Here is a 21,022-nt window from a genome sequence, read left to right on the forward strand (position 1 = left end):
GGTTAAACTATGATGCCTCCTATTATCATCATTCTGTAGAGACATGAACCGGCGGCATTCGCGATATGGGCGGATGATGCCTCGGGACCGCGTAAAACGGATGGGAAGTGGCATGACGAACATGGGTATGGGCAATCAGGGCGGCAAGGCGGAGCAATACTTCGCCGCGGAACCGACATCGGAGGATGTGCGCAGAAGGCTGCACGTCATGCTTCGCGACCATGAGGCGGATGTGGAGGTCTCCAACGGCGTGTTCTCCGGCACCAGGGTGGATCTGGGCACTTCCGTGCTGTTGAAGAGGGTTCCCGAACCTCCTCAGGAGGGCGCATTCCTCGATTTGGGCTGCGGCTGGGGGCCGATCGCGTTGACGATGGCGTTCGAGTCGCCGAAGGCCGACGTGTGGGCGTTGGATGTGAACGAGCGTGCGTTGGAGCTGACGAGGCGCAATGCCGAAATCAATGGCATCGACACCATTCACGCGGTGACGGCGGATGGGATTCCGCAAGACCTCACCTTCGATCTGATCTGGTCGAATCCTCCGATCCGCATCGGCAAGGAGGCATTGCACGAACTGCTGACGGCGTGGCTGCCACGATTGAGCGCGGGAGGCGCCGCCTACCTGGTGGTGCAGAAGAACCTGGGATCGGATTCATTGATTCCCTGGCTTGCCATGCAGCTTGGCGAGGGTTATGGGGTGAGCAAGTACGCAAGCGCCAAAGGCTTCCGCGTCATCGAGGTTTTGAAGGCATGAAGTTCGAATATCCTTCCCAACTGCCGGTTTCCACGGCACGTGGCGACATCGCCGAAGCCGTCAGATCGAGTCAGGTGGTGATCGTTTCCGGCCAGACGGGTTCCGGCAAGACCACACAGCTGCCGAAGATCCTGTTGGAACTGGGTCGCGGATCCCATGGCAGGCAGATCGTGCATACGCAGCCACGCAGGTTGGCCGCTCGCACCGTCGCCGAACGCATCGCCTCCGAAATGGGTGTGCGTCTGGGCGACGAGGTCGGCTATCAGGTGCGGTTCACCGACGAGAGCTCGCCGAAGACGCGACTGCGCGTGGTGACGGACGGCATTCTGCTGGCGCAGATCCAACGTGATCCGAAGCTGATGCAATACGACACGATCGTGATCGATGAGGCGCATGAGCGCAGTCTCAACATCGACTTTCTGCTTGGCTACCTGACGGCGTTGCTGCCGAAGCGTCGCGACCTGAAGCTCGTCATCACGTCGGCGACCATCGATTCGGTGAAGTTCCGGGAGCATTTTGAGCATGCCCTGCACACGAAGGTGCCGGTCATCGAGGTATCGGGCCGTACCTACCCCGTGCAGATCGTGTACGAACCGCTTGGCACCGCGCCCGCGTTGATGCGTTCCGTGCCAGGCTTCGAAACCGGGGCCATGCCGGGCGATTCCGATTACGAGGCGTTATCCGCCGCTCCGGACGCGAGGGATTCGGGCCGTGACGTGAATATCGACATGCCGACCGCCGTGGCGCGTGCCTGCGCCGAACTGGTGATCCATTCCAGTCATGACCGTGGGGCCCGCGATATTCTTGTGTTCGCCTCCGGCGAGCGCGACATCCATGAGTTCGAAAACGCGCTCCGACACCATTACGGGCCACGCGCGACCGACATGCGCAGGCCCGACGCGATCGAGATCGTTCCGCTGTTCGCGAGGCTTTCCTCGAAGGAACAGCATAGGGTGTTCGAACCGCATGAGCACCAGCGCATCGTGATCGCCACGAATGTGGCCGAAACGTCGTTGACCGTGCCGGGCATCCGCTATGTGGTCGACCCCGGCACGGCGCGTATCTCGCGCTATTCGAAGACGGCGAAGGTGCAGCGGCTTCCGATCGAGCCGATCAGCCAGGCGAGCGCGAACCAGCGTTCGGGCCGATGCGGACGTATCGCCGACGGCATCGCGATCCGCCTGTATTCACGTGAGGATTTCGAGACCCGGCCGGAGTTCACGGAACCGGAGATCCTGCGCACGTCGCTGGGCGCGGTGGTGCTGCACATGCTGTCGGTGGGCGTGGCGCGCACCGCACAGGACGTGACGGATTTCGGCTTCATCGATCCGCCGGATATGAAGGCCGTGTCCGACGGTTTCAACGAGCTGACCGAACTAAAGGCCATCGCCCGCAAGCATGGCGAGGTGGTGCTGACGCATACGGGCCGTCAGTTGGCGCGCATTCCGATCGACGTACGTCTGGGCCGCATGGTCATCGAGGCCGCGAAGTCGACCACGCCGAACACGCTGGCCGCCGTGCTGGTGGTGGTGGCGTTCCTGAGCCTGCAGGATCCGCGCGAACGGCCTGATGAGCACCGCGAGGAGGCCGACCGCATCCACAACCGCTATGCGGATCCGACCAGCGACTTTGTGACCGCATTGAATCTGTGGGACCGCGTATTCCAGGCGGATGGCGATCCGAGCAATTCCGCGCTGCGCCGCATCTGCAAGACCGAGTATCTGAGCTGGCTGCGCATGCGCCAGTGGAAGGATCTGGTCACGCAGCTACGCGAGATGTGCAAGGAGTTCAGATTCAAGGTCGGCGAGCCGATTCCGGCGTCCCGGCCGGACTTGGGGATCCGCCAGCTGCCGATGAACCAGCAGGCGGCGCATTCTTTGTGCTGTTCGTGGGATGCGCAGGGCATTCATACCTCCATGCTGGCCGGCCTGCTGTCGATGATGGGCATGCAGGTGGTTCGCGAACCGAAGGCTTCCGATTTCGCCGGGCTCAAGGGCGCGGCGCGTGCCCGCGCCATGAAGCGTGCGCAGAAGATGTCGAAGAACGACTATCAGGGCGCACGCGGCACGCGGTTCGCACTGTTCCCAGCTTCGGCGGTGGCCAAAAGCACCCCGTCATGGGTGATGAGTACGGAATTGGTGGAAACGAGCAGATTGTGGGCCCGCTATTCCGCCGAGATCGATCCGGCGTGGGCGGAACCTCTGGCCGGTTCTCTGACGCGCACCACGTACGCCGACCCGCATTGGTCGGGTTCGCGTGGTTCCGCCGTGGCGAGCGCGAAGGTGCTGCTGTACGGTCTGCCGATCGTACAGGACCGTACCGTGCAGTGGGGTCGCATCAATCCGTTGGAGGCCCGTGATTTCCTGATTCGTCAGGGTTTGGTGGAGGGCGATATCCAGCAGCGTTTCCCCTATGACGATTTCGTCACGAAGAACCGCGACGTCTTGGAGGATGCGGCCGACGACGCGAGCCGTACCCGTCAGGTGGCGCAGACGGTCAGTGACGAGGATCTGTTCGACTTCTACAATGCGATCATCCCCAACACCGTCACGAACGTCGCCGACCTGGCGAAATGGTGGAGGACGAAGCATGACGAACAGCCTGATTTGCTGGATTTCGATCCGGAGAAGGTCGAACGTCTCGCCGACGCCGATTCGGTGTCGCTGTCCGACTACCCCGACCATTGGCACACGCTCGGTACCGACGGCTCGCCCATCGACCTGCGGTTGAGCTACGTATACGATCCGCATGATCCGAACGACGGCGTGACCGTGCATATTCCATTGAAGGCGCTCTCACGACTGACGCCGGAACAGTTCACCTGGAACGTGCCCGGCCTGCTGGACGAGCTCATCGTCGGCATGATCAAATCACTGCCGAAAACGTTGCGCGTGCAGTTCGTGCCCGCCCCCGACACGGCACGCAGGATCCGCGCATGGATCGACGAGCGGTATCCGGATCTGCCCGGTTCCGGTTCGCAACAGAAGCCGAATCTTCCACCGGCCGACACGAATGGCGTAGCCGCATGGCCTGATCTGCCGCACGTGTTCACGCAGGCGGCCATCGACATCGTCGGCGCGCAGATCCATCCGGAAGTGCTCACGGGCGAACTATGGAACAAGCTCACGCCGTACCTGCGCATGACATTCGCGGTGGAACGGCAGCTGCCACCCAATCGCAAGCAGCAGCACGGCAGACGCCACGCACGGAGACCGGTCAAGGTACTCGGCACCGGCAAGTCACTCGTCGAACTGCAACGCACATTCGCCGAACAGGCCGAAGCCTCCGCCCGGCAGATGGTCAAAAGGCAGGCGGAGACGGCAGGAAACCAAGGCAAGCTGGTGGAGCAGGCGAATCTGCTGCACAAGGCGGGCGCCACCACCGAGGCACGCGCCACCATGCTCTGGCAGGGCGCGCTGGACGCACTGCGCATGCCCAGCGAACGCATCTCATCACGCTGGCTCGGCACGGAAGCGCTCATGCTCGCCTCCGCACCCTACAAGTCCACGAAGGCGCTGACCGAAGACCTGCAACTGGCCGCCGTCAAACGACTCCTGCCGAAGGTCGACGAACTGCCGGATGACGAGGCGTTGGCGAATGCGGTGCTCGACGTGCACGAAGTATTCGAGGATACCGTGTATGCGGTGGCGCATGATGTGATCGCCATCCTCAAACGCTATGCGGAAGTCGATAAGGCGGTCTCCGGCAAAGCCGACCTGCCCCTATTGAGCGTGCTGCAATCGATCCGCGAACATATCGCCACGTTGGTGTTCCCCGGGTTCGTCGGCAAGGCGCCGCCGGAATCGCTCGCCGCAATCGAACGGTATCTGCACGCCGATCTGCTGCGGCTGAACAAGGCAAAGCACGACAAGAACCGTGACGTACGTTGGGCGTGGGAGGCCGACGCAGCCAAACAACTTGCGGACAAGGCCATGGCGAAGGCCGAACGTGAGCCGGCCGGACCCCGCCATGAGGCGCTGATGAAACAGGCCATCACCGTACGTTGGATGCTTGAGGAGTTCTATGTGTCCCTATGGGCGCAGGAATTGGGCACGCCGAAGCCGATCAGCCTGCAACGCATCACAAGGGCGCTTGAATAACGTCCACTTGGAAGGGGCGTTGCGGGAAAACCTACATTCTCGTATAGAACTCACGTTCCTGCGCCACGAAGGGTCGCAGCAGCGTGGTGGTGCCGACGGCGCACAGCAGGAACAGTGCGCCTACGGGACCGAGCCACATGAGGCCCAGATGGTTGTTGACCACGCCGCCGACCGCGGAACCGACCGCGATGCCGATGTTGAACGACATGGAATTGAGTGAGGCGGCGAGGTTCAGCGACCCCGGATGCGACTGCGAGGCGACGTCCATATACAGCACCTGCGATGCGGAGTTCTGCAGATACATGAACATGCCGAGCACCACGAGCAGCAGCGCGCCATACACCGGCACCCAATGCGTCACGATCAACGATGCCATGAGCACCGCATGCGCGCAGTAGATCGGGCGGATATGCGTCAGCGGCTCCACTCCCCTGCCCCGATCGGCCAGTTTGCCGCCGTACAGGTTGCTCCACAGGCAGGCGGCGCCGAAAATCACCAGGCCTACGCTCAGGTATCGTTCCGGTACGTGCACTTCGTCGCGCATGATCGGCGTCAGATACGTGTAGAAGACGTAGCTCGCGGCCGCACCGAACACCACATCGAGCACGCCGAGCTGGATGCGCCGGTCAAAGAACAGGCGGAACTGCGGCAGGAAGCCGATCTTCACGATATGGCTGTTGCGCGGCAATACGATGACCATCATCACGATGAGCGCGACGGTAAGCACGTTGACCAGATGGAACGCCCAACGCCAACCGAACACGTTCGCCACCCATGTGCCGACCGGCACGCCCACCACGGATGCGATGGAGAAGCCGGAGAACACCCATGCGATGAATTTCGTACGATATCGCTCCGTCGTCACATCGGGAGCATACGTCATGGCGATGGCCACAAGCGTACCGGAGACGAGCGCGATGAGGATTCGCGCGATGACGAGCACGCCATAGTCGGGCGCGAACGCGCACAGCACATTGCCAAGCAGGAAGATACCGACCAGCGTCAGATGCGTGACGAAGCGCGGGAAGCGCGCCGACAGGGCCGAGCCGAGCGGCGTGACCGGTGCGTAGACAAGCGCGAACAGCGATACGAGATTACCGACGGTCACTTCGGATACCTTCAGTCCGGCCGCGATATCCGGCAGGATGCCGACCATGATGAACTCGCTCATGCCCAGCATGAAGCTCAAGGCCACCAGGATGGTCACCGGAAGATTGAAGAACCGGTCCGTCTTCGCGCGTTGCGTCATATGCCACTCTCTCGTCAATCGTTCTACATCTCATAAAACCGATTGCCAACTCTAGACGAGCCCCGCACCCTTTCCACCCTTTCGACGCGTCCCGATTCCACATACTGACTATGTTCGCTCAACTTACGAAAACGTCCCTAGGCCGGCACGCTACAATATGGCACAATGGCAAGCACGAAACGTCGCAAAAGCAGCTCACCGCGCAGGTTCCCCCGTCTCGGATCCCTGCGCAGCACATGGAACAAAGCCGGCCTCAGGAAACGGGCCGGTCTGCTCTGCAAAGCGCTGCTCATCGTCGTCACCACGGCCGCCTTGATCGTGGGCCTGGTACGTTTCATCAACTGGCGGGTGGAAATTGGACTGGCCGAGAAGGCACAGAATCAGCTGCAGGCGAAATACGATTTCAATCCCGGCAACATCATCTCCGACGGCCAGTTCTTCAACGGCAACGCCCTGAGCGAGGCGCAGGTCCAATCCTTCATCGAGGAGCAGGGAGCGGCATGCTCGGGAGAACAGTGCCTCAAGACCATGACCTTCGACACCGAATCGCAGTCGGCCGACGAATACTGCGAGGCATATGAAGGCGGCACCGGCGAAAGCGCCGCGGCGATCATCTACAAATCGGGCAAGGCATGCGGCATCAGCCAAAAAGTGCTGCTCACCGTACTGCAGAAGGAGCAGCATCTGCTCACGGCCACCGACCCGAGCGACTTCCAATACGAGTCGGCGATGGGCCTGAACTGCCCGGATGACGCGAACTGCGATCCGGAATATGCCGGATTCTTCAAACAGGTGTACGGCGCAGCCAAACGATACCGGTACTACGTGCAGCATGAAGACGATTACGGCTACCATGCCGGCGCACTCAACTACATCCAGTACCATCCGAACGCCGGCTGTGGCGGCACGAACGTGTATATCGAGAACAAGGCGACCGCACTGCTATACATCTACACGCCGTATCAGCCGAACACGGCCGCATTGAAGGCGGGAGCCGGCGAAGGCGACGCCTGCTCGGCATACGGCAACCGCAATTTCTCCATCATCTATTCGGGCTGGTTCGGCAATCCGCGCGGATAGACGCAGATCCTCCGAATGGGAAGGCGCCGCATGAGGGCGCATACGGGAGAGGTCCGCCACCCGATGACTCGGATGGCGGACCTCTTCATCAAAAATCCGCGGTGCGGGCACACGGCCCGACGGGAATCGGCGTCACAGCTTCGGCAGATACTTCTTCAGCTCATACGGCGTGACCTGCTGGCGGTACTCCTCCCACTCCTGGCGCTTGTTGCGCAGGAAATACTCGAAGGCGTGCTCGCCGAGCACTCCGGCCACGAAGTCGGACTTCTCCATGATCTTCAGCGCCTCGTCGAGGGATTCCGGCAACGGCTGGATGCCCATGGCCTGACGTTCGGCGTCGGTGAGCTCCCACACGTCGTCACTGGTCGGTTCGCCCAACTGCATCTGCTTGTCGACGCCGTCAAGGCCTGCAGCCAGCAGCACGGAATACGCCAGGTACGGATTGGCGACCGGATCGAGCGCACGGAACTCCATGCGCGCGGAGTTGCCCTTGCCCGGCTTGTATTGCGGGATGCGCAGCAGGGCGGAACGGTTGTTATGCCCCCAGCAGATGTAGCTCGGCGCCTCGGCACCGCCCCACAGTCGCTTATAGGAGTTGACGTATTGGTCGGTAACCGCGCAGATCTCGGCCGCATGGTACAGGATGCCGGCGGCGAACTGGCGGGCGGTCATGGACATGTTGAATTCCTGACCGGCCTCATAGAACGCGTTGGCGTCGCCTTCGAACAGGCTCAGGTGCGTGTGCATGCCGGAGCCCGGAGCGTCGGAGAACGGCTTCGGCATGAAGCTGGCATGGATGCCGCGCTCCAGCGAAATCTCCTTGACGACAGTACGGAAGGTCATGATGTTATCGGCCGTGGTGAGCGCGTCCGCATACCGCAGATCGATCTCGTTCTGGCCCGGACCCGCCTCATGATGCGAATATTCCACCGAGATGCCCATCTGTTCGAGCATGTTCACGGTGGCGCGGCGGAAGTCCATGCCGGGGCTGCGCGGCACGTGGTCGAAATAGCCGCCTTCGTCAATCGGCGTCGGCGACTTGGACCAATCGTCCTGCTTCTCGAACAGGTAGAACTCGATTTCCGGATGCACGTAGAAGGTGAAGCCCCGCTCCTTGGCCTTGGCCAGGGCCTGCTTCAGCACGTGACGCGGGTCACCCAGCGACGGCTCCCCGTCAGGGGTGAGCACGTCGCAGAACATACGCGCGGTACCTTGCGGACCGCCGCGCCACGGAAGAATCTGGAATGTGGACGGGTCGGGCTTGACGATCATATCGTCTTCGGACACTCGTGTCAGGCCCTCCACCGCGGAACCGTCGAATCCGAGCCCCTCCTCGAACGCGGCCTCAAGTTCCGCAGGCGCGATGGCAACGGATTTCAGCGTCCCCAACACATCCGTGAACCACAGACGAATGAAGCGCACGTCGCGTTCCTCGACCGTGCGCAGCGCAAACTCTTGCTGTTTATCCATAATGCACCATCGTTCCATGCGCATGTTACGAACATCGTTAACACGCGCCGTGCCGCCATACCTATTCCTTCAGGGGAAGCGTGGCGAGCTGCGCCACGAAAAGACCCTCGTCACGCGTGACGATCTGCGCCCGGCCCGGCACCGCCTTCACCGGCTTGACCCTACCGATAAGCTGGCCTTCGTTCGGATCCCCCGACAATAGGATGCCGGTCATGCCGAGATCCTGGAACGACTGCAGCACCGGATCGTACATGGCGCGGCTCGCGCCACCGGTTCGTCTGGTCACGATGACATGCAGCCCCAGATCGCCGGCCTGCGCCAGAAGCGGAGCCAACGCACGCAACGGATTGCTTCGACTGGTCGCGACCAGATCGTAGTCGTCGACCATCACATAGACCTCCGAGCCCGTCCACCACGAACGATTGCGCAGTTGCTCGGCGGTCACGTCCGGTCCCGGAATGCGGGTCGACAGGAAATCAGCCAGATCGGCCAGCTGTTCCGTGGCCATCTTGTCGTTGGTCAGATACGCGCCCATGTGCGAATCCGGAATCTGGGCGAGGTTGGCGCGTCGGTAGTCCACCATGAAGATCTTCGCCTTGCCATCCGGATATCCGCGCACGACTTCATTGATCATCAGCCGGAGGAACGTGGACTTGCCGGAACCGGAATCCCCGAACAGGTAGCAGTGCGGCTCCTTGTGCAGATCCAGCACCACCGGGGCGAGGGCGCTTTCATTGACGCCGATGACCATCCTGCCATGGGTGAGGTCGGAGGCGTCCTGCTTCGCCACGGCGCCGATGAGCGTGGCATACGGCAGATTCGTGGGCAGCAGGCGCAGCTTCGGACCTTGCCTGCCCTTCCATGCCGCATGCACCTTGGCGATCAGATCGGCGATGCCGTCGGCCACCGTGGCGGCGTCGTGCCCGCCATCGATGCGCGGCAACGCGGCGAGCATATGCAGTTTCGCGGAGCTCAGGCCACGGCCCGGAGTTCCCTTGGGCACGGTGGCGGCGATCTTGCGGTCGATCTGGGAATCCCCCGGATCGCCAAGACGCAATTCGAGCTTGGTGCCGACCAAATCGCCGATATTGGCACGGATCTCCATCCAACGATTGGCGCTCATCAGCACATGCACGCCGAAGGTCAGGCCACGGGCGACGATCTGCTGTACCTTGGCCTCCAACTCCTCGTAATCGTTGCGGAATACCCCCCAACCGTCGATGACCAGGAACACGTCGCCGTACCCGTCATCGACCTGCCCCGCGGCACGACGCCGGCGATAGGTGTCCATGCCGTCGATGCGCCGTTCCTTGAAGAAACGCTCGCGAGAGTCGATGATGCCGGAAACCTCGGCAAGCGTACGACGCACCTTCTCCTCCTCGTTGCCGGAGGCCACGCCGCTGACATGTTCCAGAGTCTCCATGGGCGCGAACGTGCCGCCGCCGCAGTCGATGACGTAGAACTGCGTCTCCAATGGGGAATGCGTCAACGCCAACGAGGTGACGATGGAACGCAGCATCATGCTCTTGCCGCTCAAGGGACCGCCCACCACGGCCACGTGGCCTCCCGCACCCGACAGGTCGAGCGCCATGACCTCGCGCTTCTGTTCGCGGGGCCGATCCTCAAGCGCGCATGGGGCAATCAGTGTGCCACGGGCTCTCCAGCTCGGGGAGATCAGGCCATATTCCTCGGTAACGGTCAGGTCGGGCATGAATTCGTCAAGCGAATTCGGCGTAATCAGCGGCGGCAGCCACACCACGTGGGCCGGTGTGCCCTTGCCGCGCATCTGCTCGACGGCATACTGGAACGTGGTGGTCTCCCCCGAAAAGCCTTTCGGCACACCGGAAACGTAGGACGCACGGAATCGCGTGATGGTGCCGTCCGGAGATTTCAAGTAGCCGATGCCCGGCAGGCTGGGCAGCTCGTAGGCGTCCGGAATGCCCAGCACCGCCCGTGATTCGGAGGCCGAGAACGTCTTGAGTCCGATGCGGTAGGACAGATGCTCGTCCAGACCCCGCAGCTTGCCTTGCTCAAGGCGCTGCGAGGCGATCAGCAGGTGTATGCCGAGCGAGCGGCCCACCGCGCCGATGCGTACGAAGGACTGCACGATATCGGGCTTGGCCTTGAGCAGTTCGGAGAACTCGTCCACCACCACCAGCAGAGACGGCAACGGCTTCAGATCGGTACGCCCGCCATTGACCCTGGCATCCTCGTATTCGGTGATGTTCGCCAGATTGCCGGCATCGCGCAATAGTTCCTGACGGCGGTTGATCTCGCCGTCCAAGGCGTCTTCCATACGGTCGACCAGCGACGCCTCCCTGCCGAGATTGGTGATGATGGACGAGATGTGCGGCATGCCGTCCATTCCCGCAAAGGTCGCGCCGCCTTTGAAATCGATGAGAACGAAGTTGAGCTGATCCGGGGAATGGCTCAGCGCCAGGGAAAGCACCAACGTTCGCAGCACTTCGGATTTGCCCGAACCGGTCGCGCCGACCAGCACGCCGTGCGGTCCCATGCCGCGCTGACCCATCTCCTTGATGTCGAGATATGCCGTGCTGGTGTCGTCGAACAGGCCGATCGGCGCGCGAAGCCGTTCCTTGCCGGTCCGGTATGCCCACAATGCCCCCAGATTGATGCTGCGGATGTCGTCGATGCCCAGCAGATTCGGCAGTTCGGAGGATTTCTTGCGTGCGTTCGCGGATTGCGAGCCGTCATCGGACCGTTCCTGCGATTGCACCTCGCCGAGACGACGCGCGATGGCAAGGGCTTCGCCCACCGTCAGCCCGTCCGGTTCGATCCGGATCGGCTTGATGGTGGTCGAGAAGAGCTCCACCATGTCGGTATCACGCTTTTCGAGTACGTTCAAGCCTTCCTCGACCACGGCCTGCGCAAAGAGGATTCGCAGCACATTGTCCTCTTCGAGTTCGCCCCATTGGCTGGGCATGTCGATGATGGTGACGCCTCCGAGTCCATCCGAGGAGAACAGTCTGGTCTCCTTGGCGAGGGTGTCACGGTCGAAGCCGTCGTTGACCACTATCACATGCGGGGATATCTCATCATCGCCGGTGTATCGATTGCGGTTGACCACGTCATCGCCTACAAGGCCGTCGACCATATGGGTGTTGGTGGTCACCATGAACCGGCTCGGATCGGAGGGTTCCATGGGCATGCCCCTCCACGCTCCATCGAAATCCTCGTTGATCGTGCGGGAGTGCGGCATCAGACGCACCCAATCCCATCGGCTCTTGTGCTCGATGGAGGTCAGCACGAGCACACGCAGATGCTCCGGTGCGTGCCATACGGCCGCCTGGCAGACCAGTGAGCGGGCGAGCGCCTCCGTATGTTCGACGTCTCCCAGGAGCTCCACCCGCTTGAAGGCGCGTATATCCACGGTATAGGGCATGTTGCGCAGGGATTGGTGCGCCAACATGAATCGATGCGCCGCCGAGGCCGAAACGGGATCAAGCTGCGCCAGCGGTGGCAGTTCGGGCGATTCGAGCTTAAGGCACAGCGGTACCTCGTGGGTGCCGCAGCGCAGGGTCATGAAGTCCTCGTCGGCGGGAATGCGTTCCCAACGGCGTTCCGGCTCCTGCGCAAGCGCCGCCAGGGATTGAGGGGCCGGTGCGTTCCAGAGCGCCGCGTTGCGCTGTTTGCGTCCTGCGGCGCGTACGGTCTTGCGCAACCCCGTCAGATAGGTGAGGTACTCCCTGCGCGAAGCGGTCAGATTGGCCATGCGCTGCGAACGTTGGCGGAAACCGTTGACCACCACGAATCCTAATGACGAGACCATGAACATGCCACCCGTGAGTATGCCGGTCAGACCTGAATTGGTCATCAGCATCATGACCATGGCGCTGATGGCGCCCAACAGCGGCACGAGTGAGGTGAGCAGCGTATTGACGCCGTCACTGGGTTCAAGTTCCGGTGGGGCCTGCAGCACGACCCTGCCTTTGGGGGTTTTCGGGCCTTCAAGTCTGCTGGTCTGCGTTTCTTCCGCGCTCACGAACGTTTCCTCCTGCTTGTCGACATGATGATGCTGAATCCCATGTCACCTAGGAAAATGCGGCTTCTGGTGTGGATGGGGAACCGTTGCCGTGCCCTCAGCCTGGTCTCCTCGCCGTCCTCGCTGATGACCTTCGTGCCATTGGTGCTGCCCAGATCGGTGATCCACAGGTCGTCCCCGGTGATTTCGAGCCGCGCATGGCTGCGCGATACGGTGCCGGTTTGGTCGGGCACGGCAAGCACGGCGTCTCCCTGCTCCTGCGGTGCGGGTTTGCGTCCCAGGACCAGCGTGGACGGGATGGCGAGCGGTTGTTTGGAACCGTCTTCGAAGAAGATGATGATGTGCGTCGCCGGTGCGGTCGGTGCCGATACGACCGGTGCCGATGTAGCCGGTACCGGCGCAGCCGGCATCGGCGGCATCGCCGGGGCTGGTTTGAGATTCGGCGGCAGGGCGACCGTAGGAGGTACGGATGGCTGTGCGGATGGCTGTCGTGACATCGTTCGCTGGGTGGCCGTACGGCTCGGAGCGGCCGCCACGGCGGCCTGTTGACGCGGCGTTCCTCCTGATATGACGATGGGCTGATGGATGTCGACACTTGCCAGCGAGGCGAGCCCGTTCGCCCATCCCTGATTGAGATCGTTCCTGACGAACAGCGGTGAGCAGATGACTATTGGAAGTCCCACGAACACCGCCAACAGCGAGGCGATCAGCGTGCAATATTTGATGAGGATGCGCCCCATTCCGGCGGGAAGCACTCCGGCGGCGGCGTCATGCATGCCTTCGGCCCGAACCGTTCGCAATCCAAGCATCATATTGCCAGGGGTCAGGCCTCGTGAGCCTTCCGCCACCGCAAGCACGATCACCGCCTCGAATGCGACCATGGCCGTCACCGTGACGTTACGGCCGATCAATGCGGCGGCACCCGCGCACAACAGCACGAATCCCAAATCGATGAAGGAGGCTTCGCACTGCCTGACCGCATCGGCCGGGCGAAAGCGAGTGACTGGTGTCGGGGTGGCCATCATAATCCCCTTATGAATTCCAGGGCGCCGACGGCGAAGAACGCCGCCGCCGGCGTAATCATCATGGAGGTGAAGCACAGCACGTCGCCGATGCGGGATAGTGCAAGCGAATGGAATCCGCCATGCTGGGCGAGCATGCCGAATGCCATGGCCGATCCCGATGCCCCGACGGCCAGCATGCACGCCAACGGGAACGCCGATACCCAGTCGGGCATCGCGTATGGCATGTGCATGCACCAGATCAGCAGCACCATGATGCCGCCAAGGCGCATAAAGTACCGTTCGAAAGGGCGACCGGACTGGCGCGGTTTCAACGTGAGAAACAGGAACAACGCGGCGCTGAGCGTAAGGAAGCCGATGCGGTCATACCACTGGTCGTATGCGTAGGACTCGGCCACCACCGCATACGTCAGCAGTATCAGCATCATGCATACCATGAAACCGGTGGCGTATCGCGCCAGAAACGTCTGCATGTCGTCGTGTATGTCGGCTCGGGTAAGCGCCCGGGCCCTTTCGGGAATGCCGCCACGAACCGTCCAACGGCGGGTCATGTAAGTGCGCCACTCCACCAGATAACGGTCCGGCGCGTGCACCACGATGTTCGGCAGCATCTGCAGGCAGCAGATCGCCGCAGCCAGCACGAAGGCTGCCAGCAGCCGTACATGCAGCGCGTGAATCAGCGCAACGGCGCACGCCAGCATCAGGGGCACCGCCGCCGCAAACACGGCGGAAATCGCCCCACCGATGGTCGGATCGGTGATGCGGACCATCATCAGCGCCATGTTCACCGCCACACAGCAGGATGCGAACAGCGCACCGGCCGTCATCGGCTGCGTGCAGCGAATCACGAAGGAGACCGCCACACCACCGCATGCGGCCAATATCACCGAACAGGCGAACGCGATCAACGACAAGGCACGGTCATGGTCACGGATGCCTTTCAGGCACAGCCAGTCACACAGCAGCACCGCCATCATCAGCCCTACGAACAGAATCATCGGCGTATCCCGCGCCTGTTCCTGCACAGTCGGAGACATCAGGGATGCCGTCAATCCGATGACCGCGACAACACCGAACACCGCGGCGCTGACGAGAGCCATGCCATCAAGGTTTCGACGGGACACCGGCTGTATGCCGCCGCGGTCTCCACGCCTGCCGGATTCGACGGACGACGTGGAGACCGCCCTGCCATCATGCCTGGGCATTCAATCGTGATTCCAGTTCATGCAGATGCTTCATCTGTTCGTCCAACTTGACGCGCCCTTGGGCGGCCTCGTTGTCCTGATCATCCGCATCCTCCACGTAGTCGCGCATGTAGCCTGCCAGCTTGCTGGTATAGCCGCGCACCTCACGCGCCTCCGGAGACTTGTCGATGCCGGAGAAGATGTCGCTCTCACAGGTTTCGCCCATGTCGATGCGCTGCTGCAAAACCTGCCAGGCACGTCCGTTGTCTCCTTTGCGGCGGCGCTCCTCGATCCTCTTTCTCCGCTCGGCGACCAGTTCGTCGACACGATGCTTCTCTCGGGCGAGTTTGGACTGCATCGCCTTACGCCGGGTGGAGATTTCATCCAGACGTTGCATGAAAGTTTCAATATCCACGTTTTCCATGGTGTTCCTTCTATGATTCCCGCAATTTCATGGCACGAACATTGGCGGTCAGGCGACCGTCACCGCCCGCCGAAGCCGCCGCCACCGACGGCTTTGCCGCCGCTGCCGCCGCTGCCGGTCCCGAACTGATCCAGCGCCGCCTGGGATTCGCTCGTCAGATTCATCATCGTGGATGCGACTCCGACGAAATCGGCGATGGCGCCCAACAGCGTGGCGATGTATTCCGTCACCTCCACGGCGAAATCGATCGCCACGCCTACGTCAACCGCGGCCTGGGCGGTTCCGAGGATCGGCCCCACGACCGGTATGCTGAATTCGGCGGCATCCGCGGCAAGCAGTTCGATAAGCAGTTCGAGCTCGTCCATGACCATGTCGAACGTTCCGTCGATCTCGCTCGCCAGGGCCTCCAGCGCCTGTGCCACTTCGAGACATGGCTGGGGCCCCTTGCCGGCGTTCTCGGCGAGGCTGTTGTTGCGGATGACGAACAGGTCGGCCGCTTCGCCGGACCATGACGTCTCATCGACGTTGGAGGAGACGTTCTGTACGGCGGTTTGCAGTGCGGTCAGCGATTCGGCCAGCGCCCGCCACTGGCTGGCCGTGGAGCGCAGTTCATCCCAATCGCCGAAGAACGGCTTTTTGATCCATTCATCGACGGGACTGTACCCGAAAATGGCCTTGCACAGGGCATCAACCGCTGTGATGGCGATGCGCGCCTTGGCGAAACCGCCATGGATCTTCTCCGTCAGACCCTTCTCGGCGGTCGATGCGGCCGACGAAACCTGTCGGGACGATTCCAGGGCCTGTTTGGCGATGGCCCCGGCGGATTCGAAGAGTCCCTTATTGTCTTGCACTCTTTTCGCCCATGAGTATGTTGGCTCCGATGAGGAATCAGTCATGCTATGACGCCTCCTTTCCACTTGATTTCATCTATTTGATTTCAGTGCGCTGGGGCAGCTCCACGATGTCGCGGTCCTGATACAGCGATTTCAGCTCGTCGGCGGATCTGCCCAACGGATCCCTGCTCGCGATGCCCTGCCAGACGGATTCCTCCGTCTCCCTGCGCATGGCCTCGCGCGCCGCCTCGGAGTCGCCGATGCGTACCGCGGCGTCGTAGTCGCCGTCATTGTCGAAGTCGATGGCCGCGTATTTGGAATCATCCTTTTCGAATATGCTGATGCGGGCGTCCGCACCCGTATCGGGAGCCATGGAGACGTCATCCTTGCCGTCATTGTTGGCATCGATGCTGAAGGAGGAATCGGGTTTCCCGGCATTGGTTCCAGGGGGCATCGGCATGGACGAGGCATCCTGTCTGGACAGTTTGACGGACCCATCCTCCAGCACTGTCGCATGGGTGTTGCCATCCGCGAGGTTCAGGGAGTAATCGTCTTTGGCGTCGCCGTTGGCGTCGAGGCCGATGGTGTTGACCGTATCCTTGGTCTTCTGATCGGCCGGCGGCATGGTGCCGTTCGTGCCGGTGCCGTTTTGCGTGTTGGAATCGGTCCCATGCTGGGTGTCGGTCGTTCCCGCGCCATGCTGGGTACCGGCACCGGTACCGTTTGCGGTATCGATCGGGGCATATGAGGTCTGCGCACCGTCGTCCACACTCGTCGAGGTGTCCGCCGGGGAGCTCTGCGCCGGAGTCGAAATGCTCTGCATGCCGGAGGTATCGGAAGAATCGGCCGAACCGCCGCCTCCGCCGCCGCTGTATCCACCGGTACCGCCGCCACCGTAGCCTCCACTACCGGTGCCGGCCTCTCCGCCATCACCCATGTTGCTGTCGGTGGAAGTGCCGGTATGCTGATTGTTCTCGAGTGCCGTGAGACGTTTGTTGTGTTCGTCAATCTGCTTTTGCAGATTATCGATCTGATCCTGGCAGTCGCATTCGACCTGCTGGCTGTCTTCCGATGCGCCTTGCAACGCCGTAGACAGCTTTTCCGCCATCTGCCCGATATTGCCCAGATATCCCTGCGTGGCAGCCTTACAGGCAATATATGGAGGGTACAGCGCCATCATGAACAGGCCGAAGCCGGGATTGCTCGCTCCGGTCTGTACGAATGTGGATTTCGCGGCGGCGAAACCGTTGGCTGCCTCATGGTATGCCTGCGCTGTTTTCGCCAGGTCATCGGAATTGTAGAGTATGCATTGCGATGCCATAAACGGTCCTTTCTTCCTCTACCTCACCGGATTGCGTTCACTCGCCGGAATGCTTGCGGTGACCGGCCATCGCCGCGAGCGGCTTGGGAATGAACTCGTCGTCGTCCTCGATCGTCGGCGCGATGTAGCCCAACGTGTTACGGCGCTGGCCTCCTTTGCTCGAGGAGGCGCCGCGGCCGGCACCCATCATCGCCGGGGTCGCGCCACGCGTGGAAGCGGCCCCGGCGGAAGACGCCGCCCCGGCCTTCGGCAGGCCCGCGGCCATGCCGGTGGCGCCTTTGATCGATGAGGATACGGCGGTCGCCCGCACCGGTTCGTTCGCGTAATACGATCCCATGCCCGCACCGCCCAGCGATGCCAGCCCTGCGGTGCTGGTGCCACCGGCACCGCCACCGAGCACACCCATGGACGAGCCCGAGCCCGCGAGGCGTCCCGCAGCCAGGGTGCTGCCGACTCCCACGCCGGCGCTGGCCGCCATCGCCGTACGCCCTAGGCCGCCATGCAGCGAGCCCGCACCGTTCAGACCGTCCATGCCGCTATCGACCGACATGTGGTCCTTGCGGCGGACCCACCTGCCGGTCGCCGGATCGTACACCAGCCCGTCCGAGCGGGAACCGCTTCCCGACCCACCGGATTCCGAAACACTGGAGCGACCCGTTCCACTCGACGCACCGGTGGCGGACAGGCCGGCACTCGAAGCCGTGGCGGAGGCATTGGCGGAATCCGAAACGGCGCTCTTTGCGGCCACGCCCGCGGCAACGGCACCGCCGCCGACACCCGCACCTGCGGCACCGATGGCGGACAGGCCATCGCCACCACCCGAGCCCTTGCCGTTCGATCCGTTGGTAAAGGGGGAATCCTCGATTGCCTTGTCCTTGGAGCCATCGGTGGAGGGCGCCGGCCAGATTCCATTCACATCAACCGCGGGAAGAGGCTCAGGGTCCAAACGCCCGTTTCTGACTTTCCCTATCAGTCGCGTATATTCCTTTTTTGCCTCCTCCTCTCGGTTGCTGGCAAGCATCCGGGAGATCAAATTCGCACCGGCGATCCCCATAACCCCCGTCACGGTACCTAGTCCCGGCACGATCCAGTCCATCGGCTCGGTGGCGTTCATGATGGCCTGTTCGGATTCCTTGCTCAACTTGTCACCCGGAAGACGAACGTTCTGTGCCTCGCAGATGACATCGTTGAACATTTCGATACGCTGCCGGAGTCGCTTCGCCTGGGCGGTGAAATCGGCATCGCTGATATTCCGGACGATCCGGTCGGAACACGCCAATGCGGCGTCACGAGCACTGCATTCGAACACGCCATCCTCCTGCAGTACGGTCCCCGCACGCCCCAATGCGTCGGAGGCCTTGTCCATCGCATCGCAGAACCGCGTGATCTCATCCGGGAACTCCCACTGGGCCGTTCGCGCAATCATCGACAGCCGTTCCTCATAATTGCTTTTGCCCGTTGATTTTTCCTTAAAGGCCATATCCGTCCTTTCCTGAATGCGTTTTCCAGATGTTGTTCAATTACGATTGGCCTACCGTCGTGGTGGCAATGGTGGCTGTTGGTCCGGCGGGACGGCGGACGGCGGATACCGCACCGGCGGGACCCCGGACGGATACGCCGGCCCGCCACCCACAGCGGCGACAGGCCCTTGGGGCGGCCGGCGCCGGCCACGGGCGCGACGCCGCGCCACCACGGCCGCCACGATCCCGCCGACCACCACCACCACGGCCACGCCGGCCACCGGCACCACCCACCCCGGCAACGCCGGCGAACCCGCAGCATCCGCGTCCGCGTCCGCCCGTCCGGCGGTGGCGGTCGCCGACCAGCGCATGCAATCCGAACCGCCGTCCCTGCGGCACTGCTCCACCTTGCGCCACGCCCGCGCCTGGCGCCGGTACTCCCGGCCGACCAATATGCACGCCGTCGTGCAGGCGACCTTCTCGCCGCTCGGGGAGAACGGGTCGCTCTCCACGATCGTGGTGTCCGTCCAATCGGAATGCTCCGTGTACATGCCCTTGGTCTCCTCGTGCCGTTCGCTGGCCTTGACCGCCCACTCCAGCAGCGGGTTCACGTCCGGATAGCCCGTCGGGTCGACCGACAGCAGGCGCGGCAGGTCCACCGCGCCGAACCCCGTGCGATGCTCCCCGTCCAGCCTCGCCTCGCCCGAATCGTTGCCCCTCGTGTTGCGCACCAGGGACTGCAGGATCTGGTTGCCCGTCGCCTCCGGCCACTTCTGCACCGCTAACGCCAGATACCCCGTCAGGTCGGCCGCCGCGGTCGACGTGCCGCCATCGGCGAAGACAAGATCACGGTCACCGGTGTAGTTGTACCTCGGCGTGTCGGCCCCGGGGCTCAGGATCGACACGTTGCCGTCCATGACATCCGACGTGGCCGACACCGTGCCGTCCCGCGCCAGGGAGTTGACGGTCACCGTCCCGGGAAAATACTCGCTGTGGGCCGGTTTGCCCACCAGGTCGTACAGGCCCGCGTCGGTGGAGTTGTCCCTTGCGCCCACCAGGATCACGCCGTGGCGCAGCGCATGCAGGGCCGCCTGCGGATAATCCCAGTTCTCCCCACCGCCCGCGAACGACATGTTGATGATGCGCGCGCCCGAATCCACCGCGTCGGTGACGCTGGACTCGACCTGGCCGGCATTGTTCCCGTCGGCATCCATGCAGCCCTCGCCGGTGAAGGGCCCGCCGATCGGGCCGGTGGTGGGGAATCTTTTCGCGTAGGCGATCACCGACGCGTCCGGCGCGATGCCCTGGATGCCGGCGCCGCCGTCATAGCCCTTCCCGTTGCCCACGATCAGGGCGACCATGTCGGTGCCGTGGGTCATGTTGAACCCGTCGGCCGTGCCCAGCGTCATGTCCCGCTTCGACATGGTCCGGCCCTTGTCGTATTCGCCGTGGCACGAGTCGCCGTGCGAGAGCGCCAGCCTGTACGTCACGTCCGCGTCCGCCAGGGCCGGATAGTCCCGCACGACCTGGGTGTCGATCACCGCGACCTTCACGCCCTTGCCCGTCAGCCCGGCATTCCACGCGTCGCGCACGCCCATGTCCTCGATGCGCCAGTCGGCCGTCCCGTCCGCCGCCGCCGTCCGCGCGCACAATCCCGCGCACAGGCCCGCGCACAGCAGGCAGGACGTCAACGCCGACACCATACCGGGCAACCGCCCCCAACGCCCGCGCCGCACCACCACAACACCACCCCTACTCGGAAGACGACGGTGATTCAACCATAGGAATCGCTTCGCCCGGGGAATCCACCCGTGACTCTTCGATCTGCGTAAAACATCCACTGCGCGTCTTCTTCCGCATCTTCCGATAATCTACCTACTCCGTACGGTTCTGGGCTGGGGCCGACTGTTGCGATTCCTCTTCGGAGAACCGTTTTTATCTACGTTGCACTGAATGACGACGATGTCCTCACTGGCGCAGCGACTCTTCCTAGAGTAATTTAAGTCCTTCGGCTTTGCAATTGCACGTTCTTCAATCTGTAATGAGAGTGGGATCACGTCATTAATTGAGTCATCGCAGTCTATGGAAACCTCGTGACTAGACTCAGATCTTTATCCGATGTCTT

At 62.5% G+C, this 21,022-nt stretch carries 13 protein-coding genes; 3 read left to right on the top strand and 10 right to left on the bottom strand.

Annotated elements, in window-relative coordinates:
* Nucleotides 1–100 precede the first annotated feature (100 nt).
* Together BMOU_RS01430 and BMOU_RS01435 are read left to right on the top strand one after the other, a co-directional pair.
* A complete protein-coding gene (locus BMOU_RS01430) occupies nt 101–751 on the top strand; it encodes a class I SAM-dependent methyltransferase (protein WP_051428849.1) in 651 nt (216 codons plus the stop codon).
* The gene (locus tag BMOU_RS01435) at nt 748–4,851 is read left to right on the top strand and encodes a DUF3418 domain-containing protein (RefSeq protein ID WP_034874050.1); all 4,104 of its coding nucleotides are present in this window, start codon (nt 748–750) and stop codon (nt 4,849–4,851) included. The genes BMOU_RS01430 and BMOU_RS01435 overlap by 4 nt, the downstream gene beginning before the upstream one ends.
* A 31-nt stretch (nt 4,852–4,882) precedes the next feature.
* Here BMOU_RS01435 and BMOU_RS01440 read toward each other — a convergent pair whose 3' ends face one another.
* Nucleotides 4,883–6,100, bottom strand: coding sequence for an MFS transporter (locus BMOU_RS01440; protein WP_034874052.1), 1,218 nt, complete (start codon nt 6,098–6,100; stop codon nt 4,883–4,885).
* A 165-nt stretch (nt 6,101–6,265) separates the two neighbouring features.
* Here BMOU_RS01440 and BMOU_RS01445 point away from each other — a divergent pair, with 165 nt between their 5' ends.
* On the top strand, nt 6,266–7,180 hold the full coding sequence (locus tag BMOU_RS01445) for a hemagglutinin (protein WP_235143631.1): 915 nt from the start codon (nt 6,266–6,268) through the stop codon (nt 7,178–7,180).
* Between the two features lie 132 nt (nt 7,181–7,312).
* Here the strand turns inward: BMOU_RS01445 and glnA are convergent, their stop codons facing one another.
* From glnA to BMOU_RS01490, 9 genes are all read right to left on the bottom strand, one after another.
* Nucleotides 7,313–8,650, bottom strand: a complete 1,338-nt coding sequence (gene glnA / locus BMOU_RS01450; protein ID WP_003839401.1) for a type I glutamate--ammonia ligase — start codon at nt 8,648–8,650, stop codon at nt 7,313–7,315.
* Nucleotides 8,651–8,711: 61 nt separating this feature from the next.
* Nucleotides 8,712–12,653, bottom strand: coding sequence for a type VII secretion protein EccC (locus BMOU_RS01455; protein ID WP_034874054.1), 3,942 nt, complete (start codon nt 12,651–12,653; stop codon nt 8,712–8,714).
* Nucleotides 12,650–13,678, bottom strand: a complete 1,029-nt coding sequence (locus tag BMOU_RS01460) for an FHA domain-containing protein (protein WP_034874056.1) — start codon at nt 13,676–13,678, stop codon at nt 12,650–12,652. The genes BMOU_RS01455 and BMOU_RS01460 overlap by 4 nt, the downstream gene beginning before the upstream one ends.
* Entirely contained in the window at nt 13,675–14,880 is a 1,206-nt protein-coding gene (locus BMOU_RS01465; RefSeq protein WP_235143632.1) for a hypothetical protein, read from the bottom strand. The genes BMOU_RS01460 and BMOU_RS01465 overlap by 4 nt, the downstream gene beginning before the upstream one ends.
* Nucleotides 14,867–15,256, bottom strand: a complete 390-nt coding sequence (locus BMOU_RS01470) for a hypothetical protein (protein ID WP_235143633.1) — start codon at nt 15,254–15,256, stop codon at nt 14,867–14,869. The genes BMOU_RS01465 and BMOU_RS01470 overlap by 14 nt, the downstream gene beginning before the upstream one ends.
* A gap of 86 nt (nt 15,257–15,342) precedes the next feature.
* Nucleotides 15,343–16,179 (bottom strand): hypothetical protein, encoded by an 837-nt coding sequence (locus tag BMOU_RS01475; protein WP_034874061.1) that lies wholly within the window; start codon nt 16,177–16,179, stop codon nt 15,343–15,345.
* Nucleotides 16,180–16,210: 31 nt separating this feature from the next.
* Nucleotides 16,211–17,437, bottom strand: coding sequence for a hypothetical protein (locus BMOU_RS01480; protein ID WP_034874063.1), 1,227 nt, complete (start codon nt 17,435–17,437; stop codon nt 16,211–16,213).
* A gap of 37 nt (nt 17,438–17,474) precedes the next feature.
* Complete coding sequence (locus tag BMOU_RS01485) at nt 17,475–18,917, bottom strand: hypothetical protein (RefSeq protein WP_034874065.1); 1,443 nt, start codon at nt 18,915–18,917, stop codon at nt 17,475–17,477.
* 51 nt (nt 18,918–18,968) lie between these two features.
* A complete protein-coding gene (locus tag BMOU_RS01490; RefSeq protein ID WP_051428850.1) occupies nt 18,969–20,600 on the bottom strand; it encodes a S8 family peptidase in 1,632 nt (543 codons plus the stop codon).
* Nucleotides 20,601–21,022 lie beyond the last annotated feature (422 nt).

This window comes from Bifidobacterium moukalabense DSM 27321, assembly GCF_000522505.1.
GTDB lineage: Bacteria > Actinomycetota > Actinomycetes > Actinomycetales > Bifidobacteriaceae > Bifidobacterium > Bifidobacterium moukalabense.

Excerpts from the sequence above, each read along its gene's own strand:
- BMOU_RS01430 (WP_051428849.1), top strand. The coding sequence starts at position 101 with ATGGGAAGTGGCATGACGAACATGGGTATGGGCAATCAGGGCGGCAAG.
- BMOU_RS01435 (WP_034874050.1), top strand. The coding sequence starts at position 748 with ATGAAGTTCGAATATCCTTCCCAACTGCCGGTTTCCACGGCACGTGGC.
- BMOU_RS01440 (WP_034874052.1), bottom strand. The coding sequence starts at position 6,100 with ATGACGCAACGCGCGAAGACGGACCGGTTCTTCAATCTTCCGGTGACC.
- BMOU_RS01445 (WP_235143631.1), top strand. The coding sequence starts at position 6,266 with ATGGCAAGCACGAAACGTCGCAAAAGCAGCTCACCGCGCAGGTTCCCC.
- glnA (WP_003839401.1), bottom strand. The coding sequence starts at position 8,650 with ATGGATAAACAGCAAGAGTTTGCGCTGCGCACGGTCGAGGAACGCGAC.
- BMOU_RS01460 (WP_034874056.1), bottom strand. The coding sequence starts at position 13,678 with ATGATGGCCACCCCGACACCAGTCACTCGCTTTCGCCCGGCCGATGCG.
- BMOU_RS01465 (WP_235143632.1), bottom strand. The coding sequence starts at position 14,880 with ATGCCCAGGCATGATGGCAGGGCGGTCTCCACGTCGTCCGTCGAATCC.
- BMOU_RS01470 (WP_235143633.1), bottom strand. The coding sequence starts at position 15,256 with ATGCAACGTCTGGATGAAATCTCCACCCGGCGTAAGGCGATGCAGTCC.
- BMOU_RS01475 (WP_034874061.1), bottom strand. The coding sequence starts at position 16,179 with ATGACTGATTCCTCATCGGAGCCAACATACTCATGGGCGAAAAGAGTG.
- BMOU_RS01480 (WP_034874063.1), bottom strand. The coding sequence starts at position 17,437 with ATGGCATCGCAATGCATACTCTACAATTCCGATGACCTGGCGAAAACA.
- BMOU_RS01485 (WP_034874065.1), bottom strand. The coding sequence starts at position 18,917 with ATGGCCTTTAAGGAAAAATCAACGGGCAAAAGCAATTATGAGGAACGG.
- BMOU_RS01490 (WP_051428850.1), bottom strand. The coding sequence starts at position 20,600 with ATGGTGTCGGCGTTGACGTCCTGCCTGCTGTGCGCGGGCCTGTGCGCG.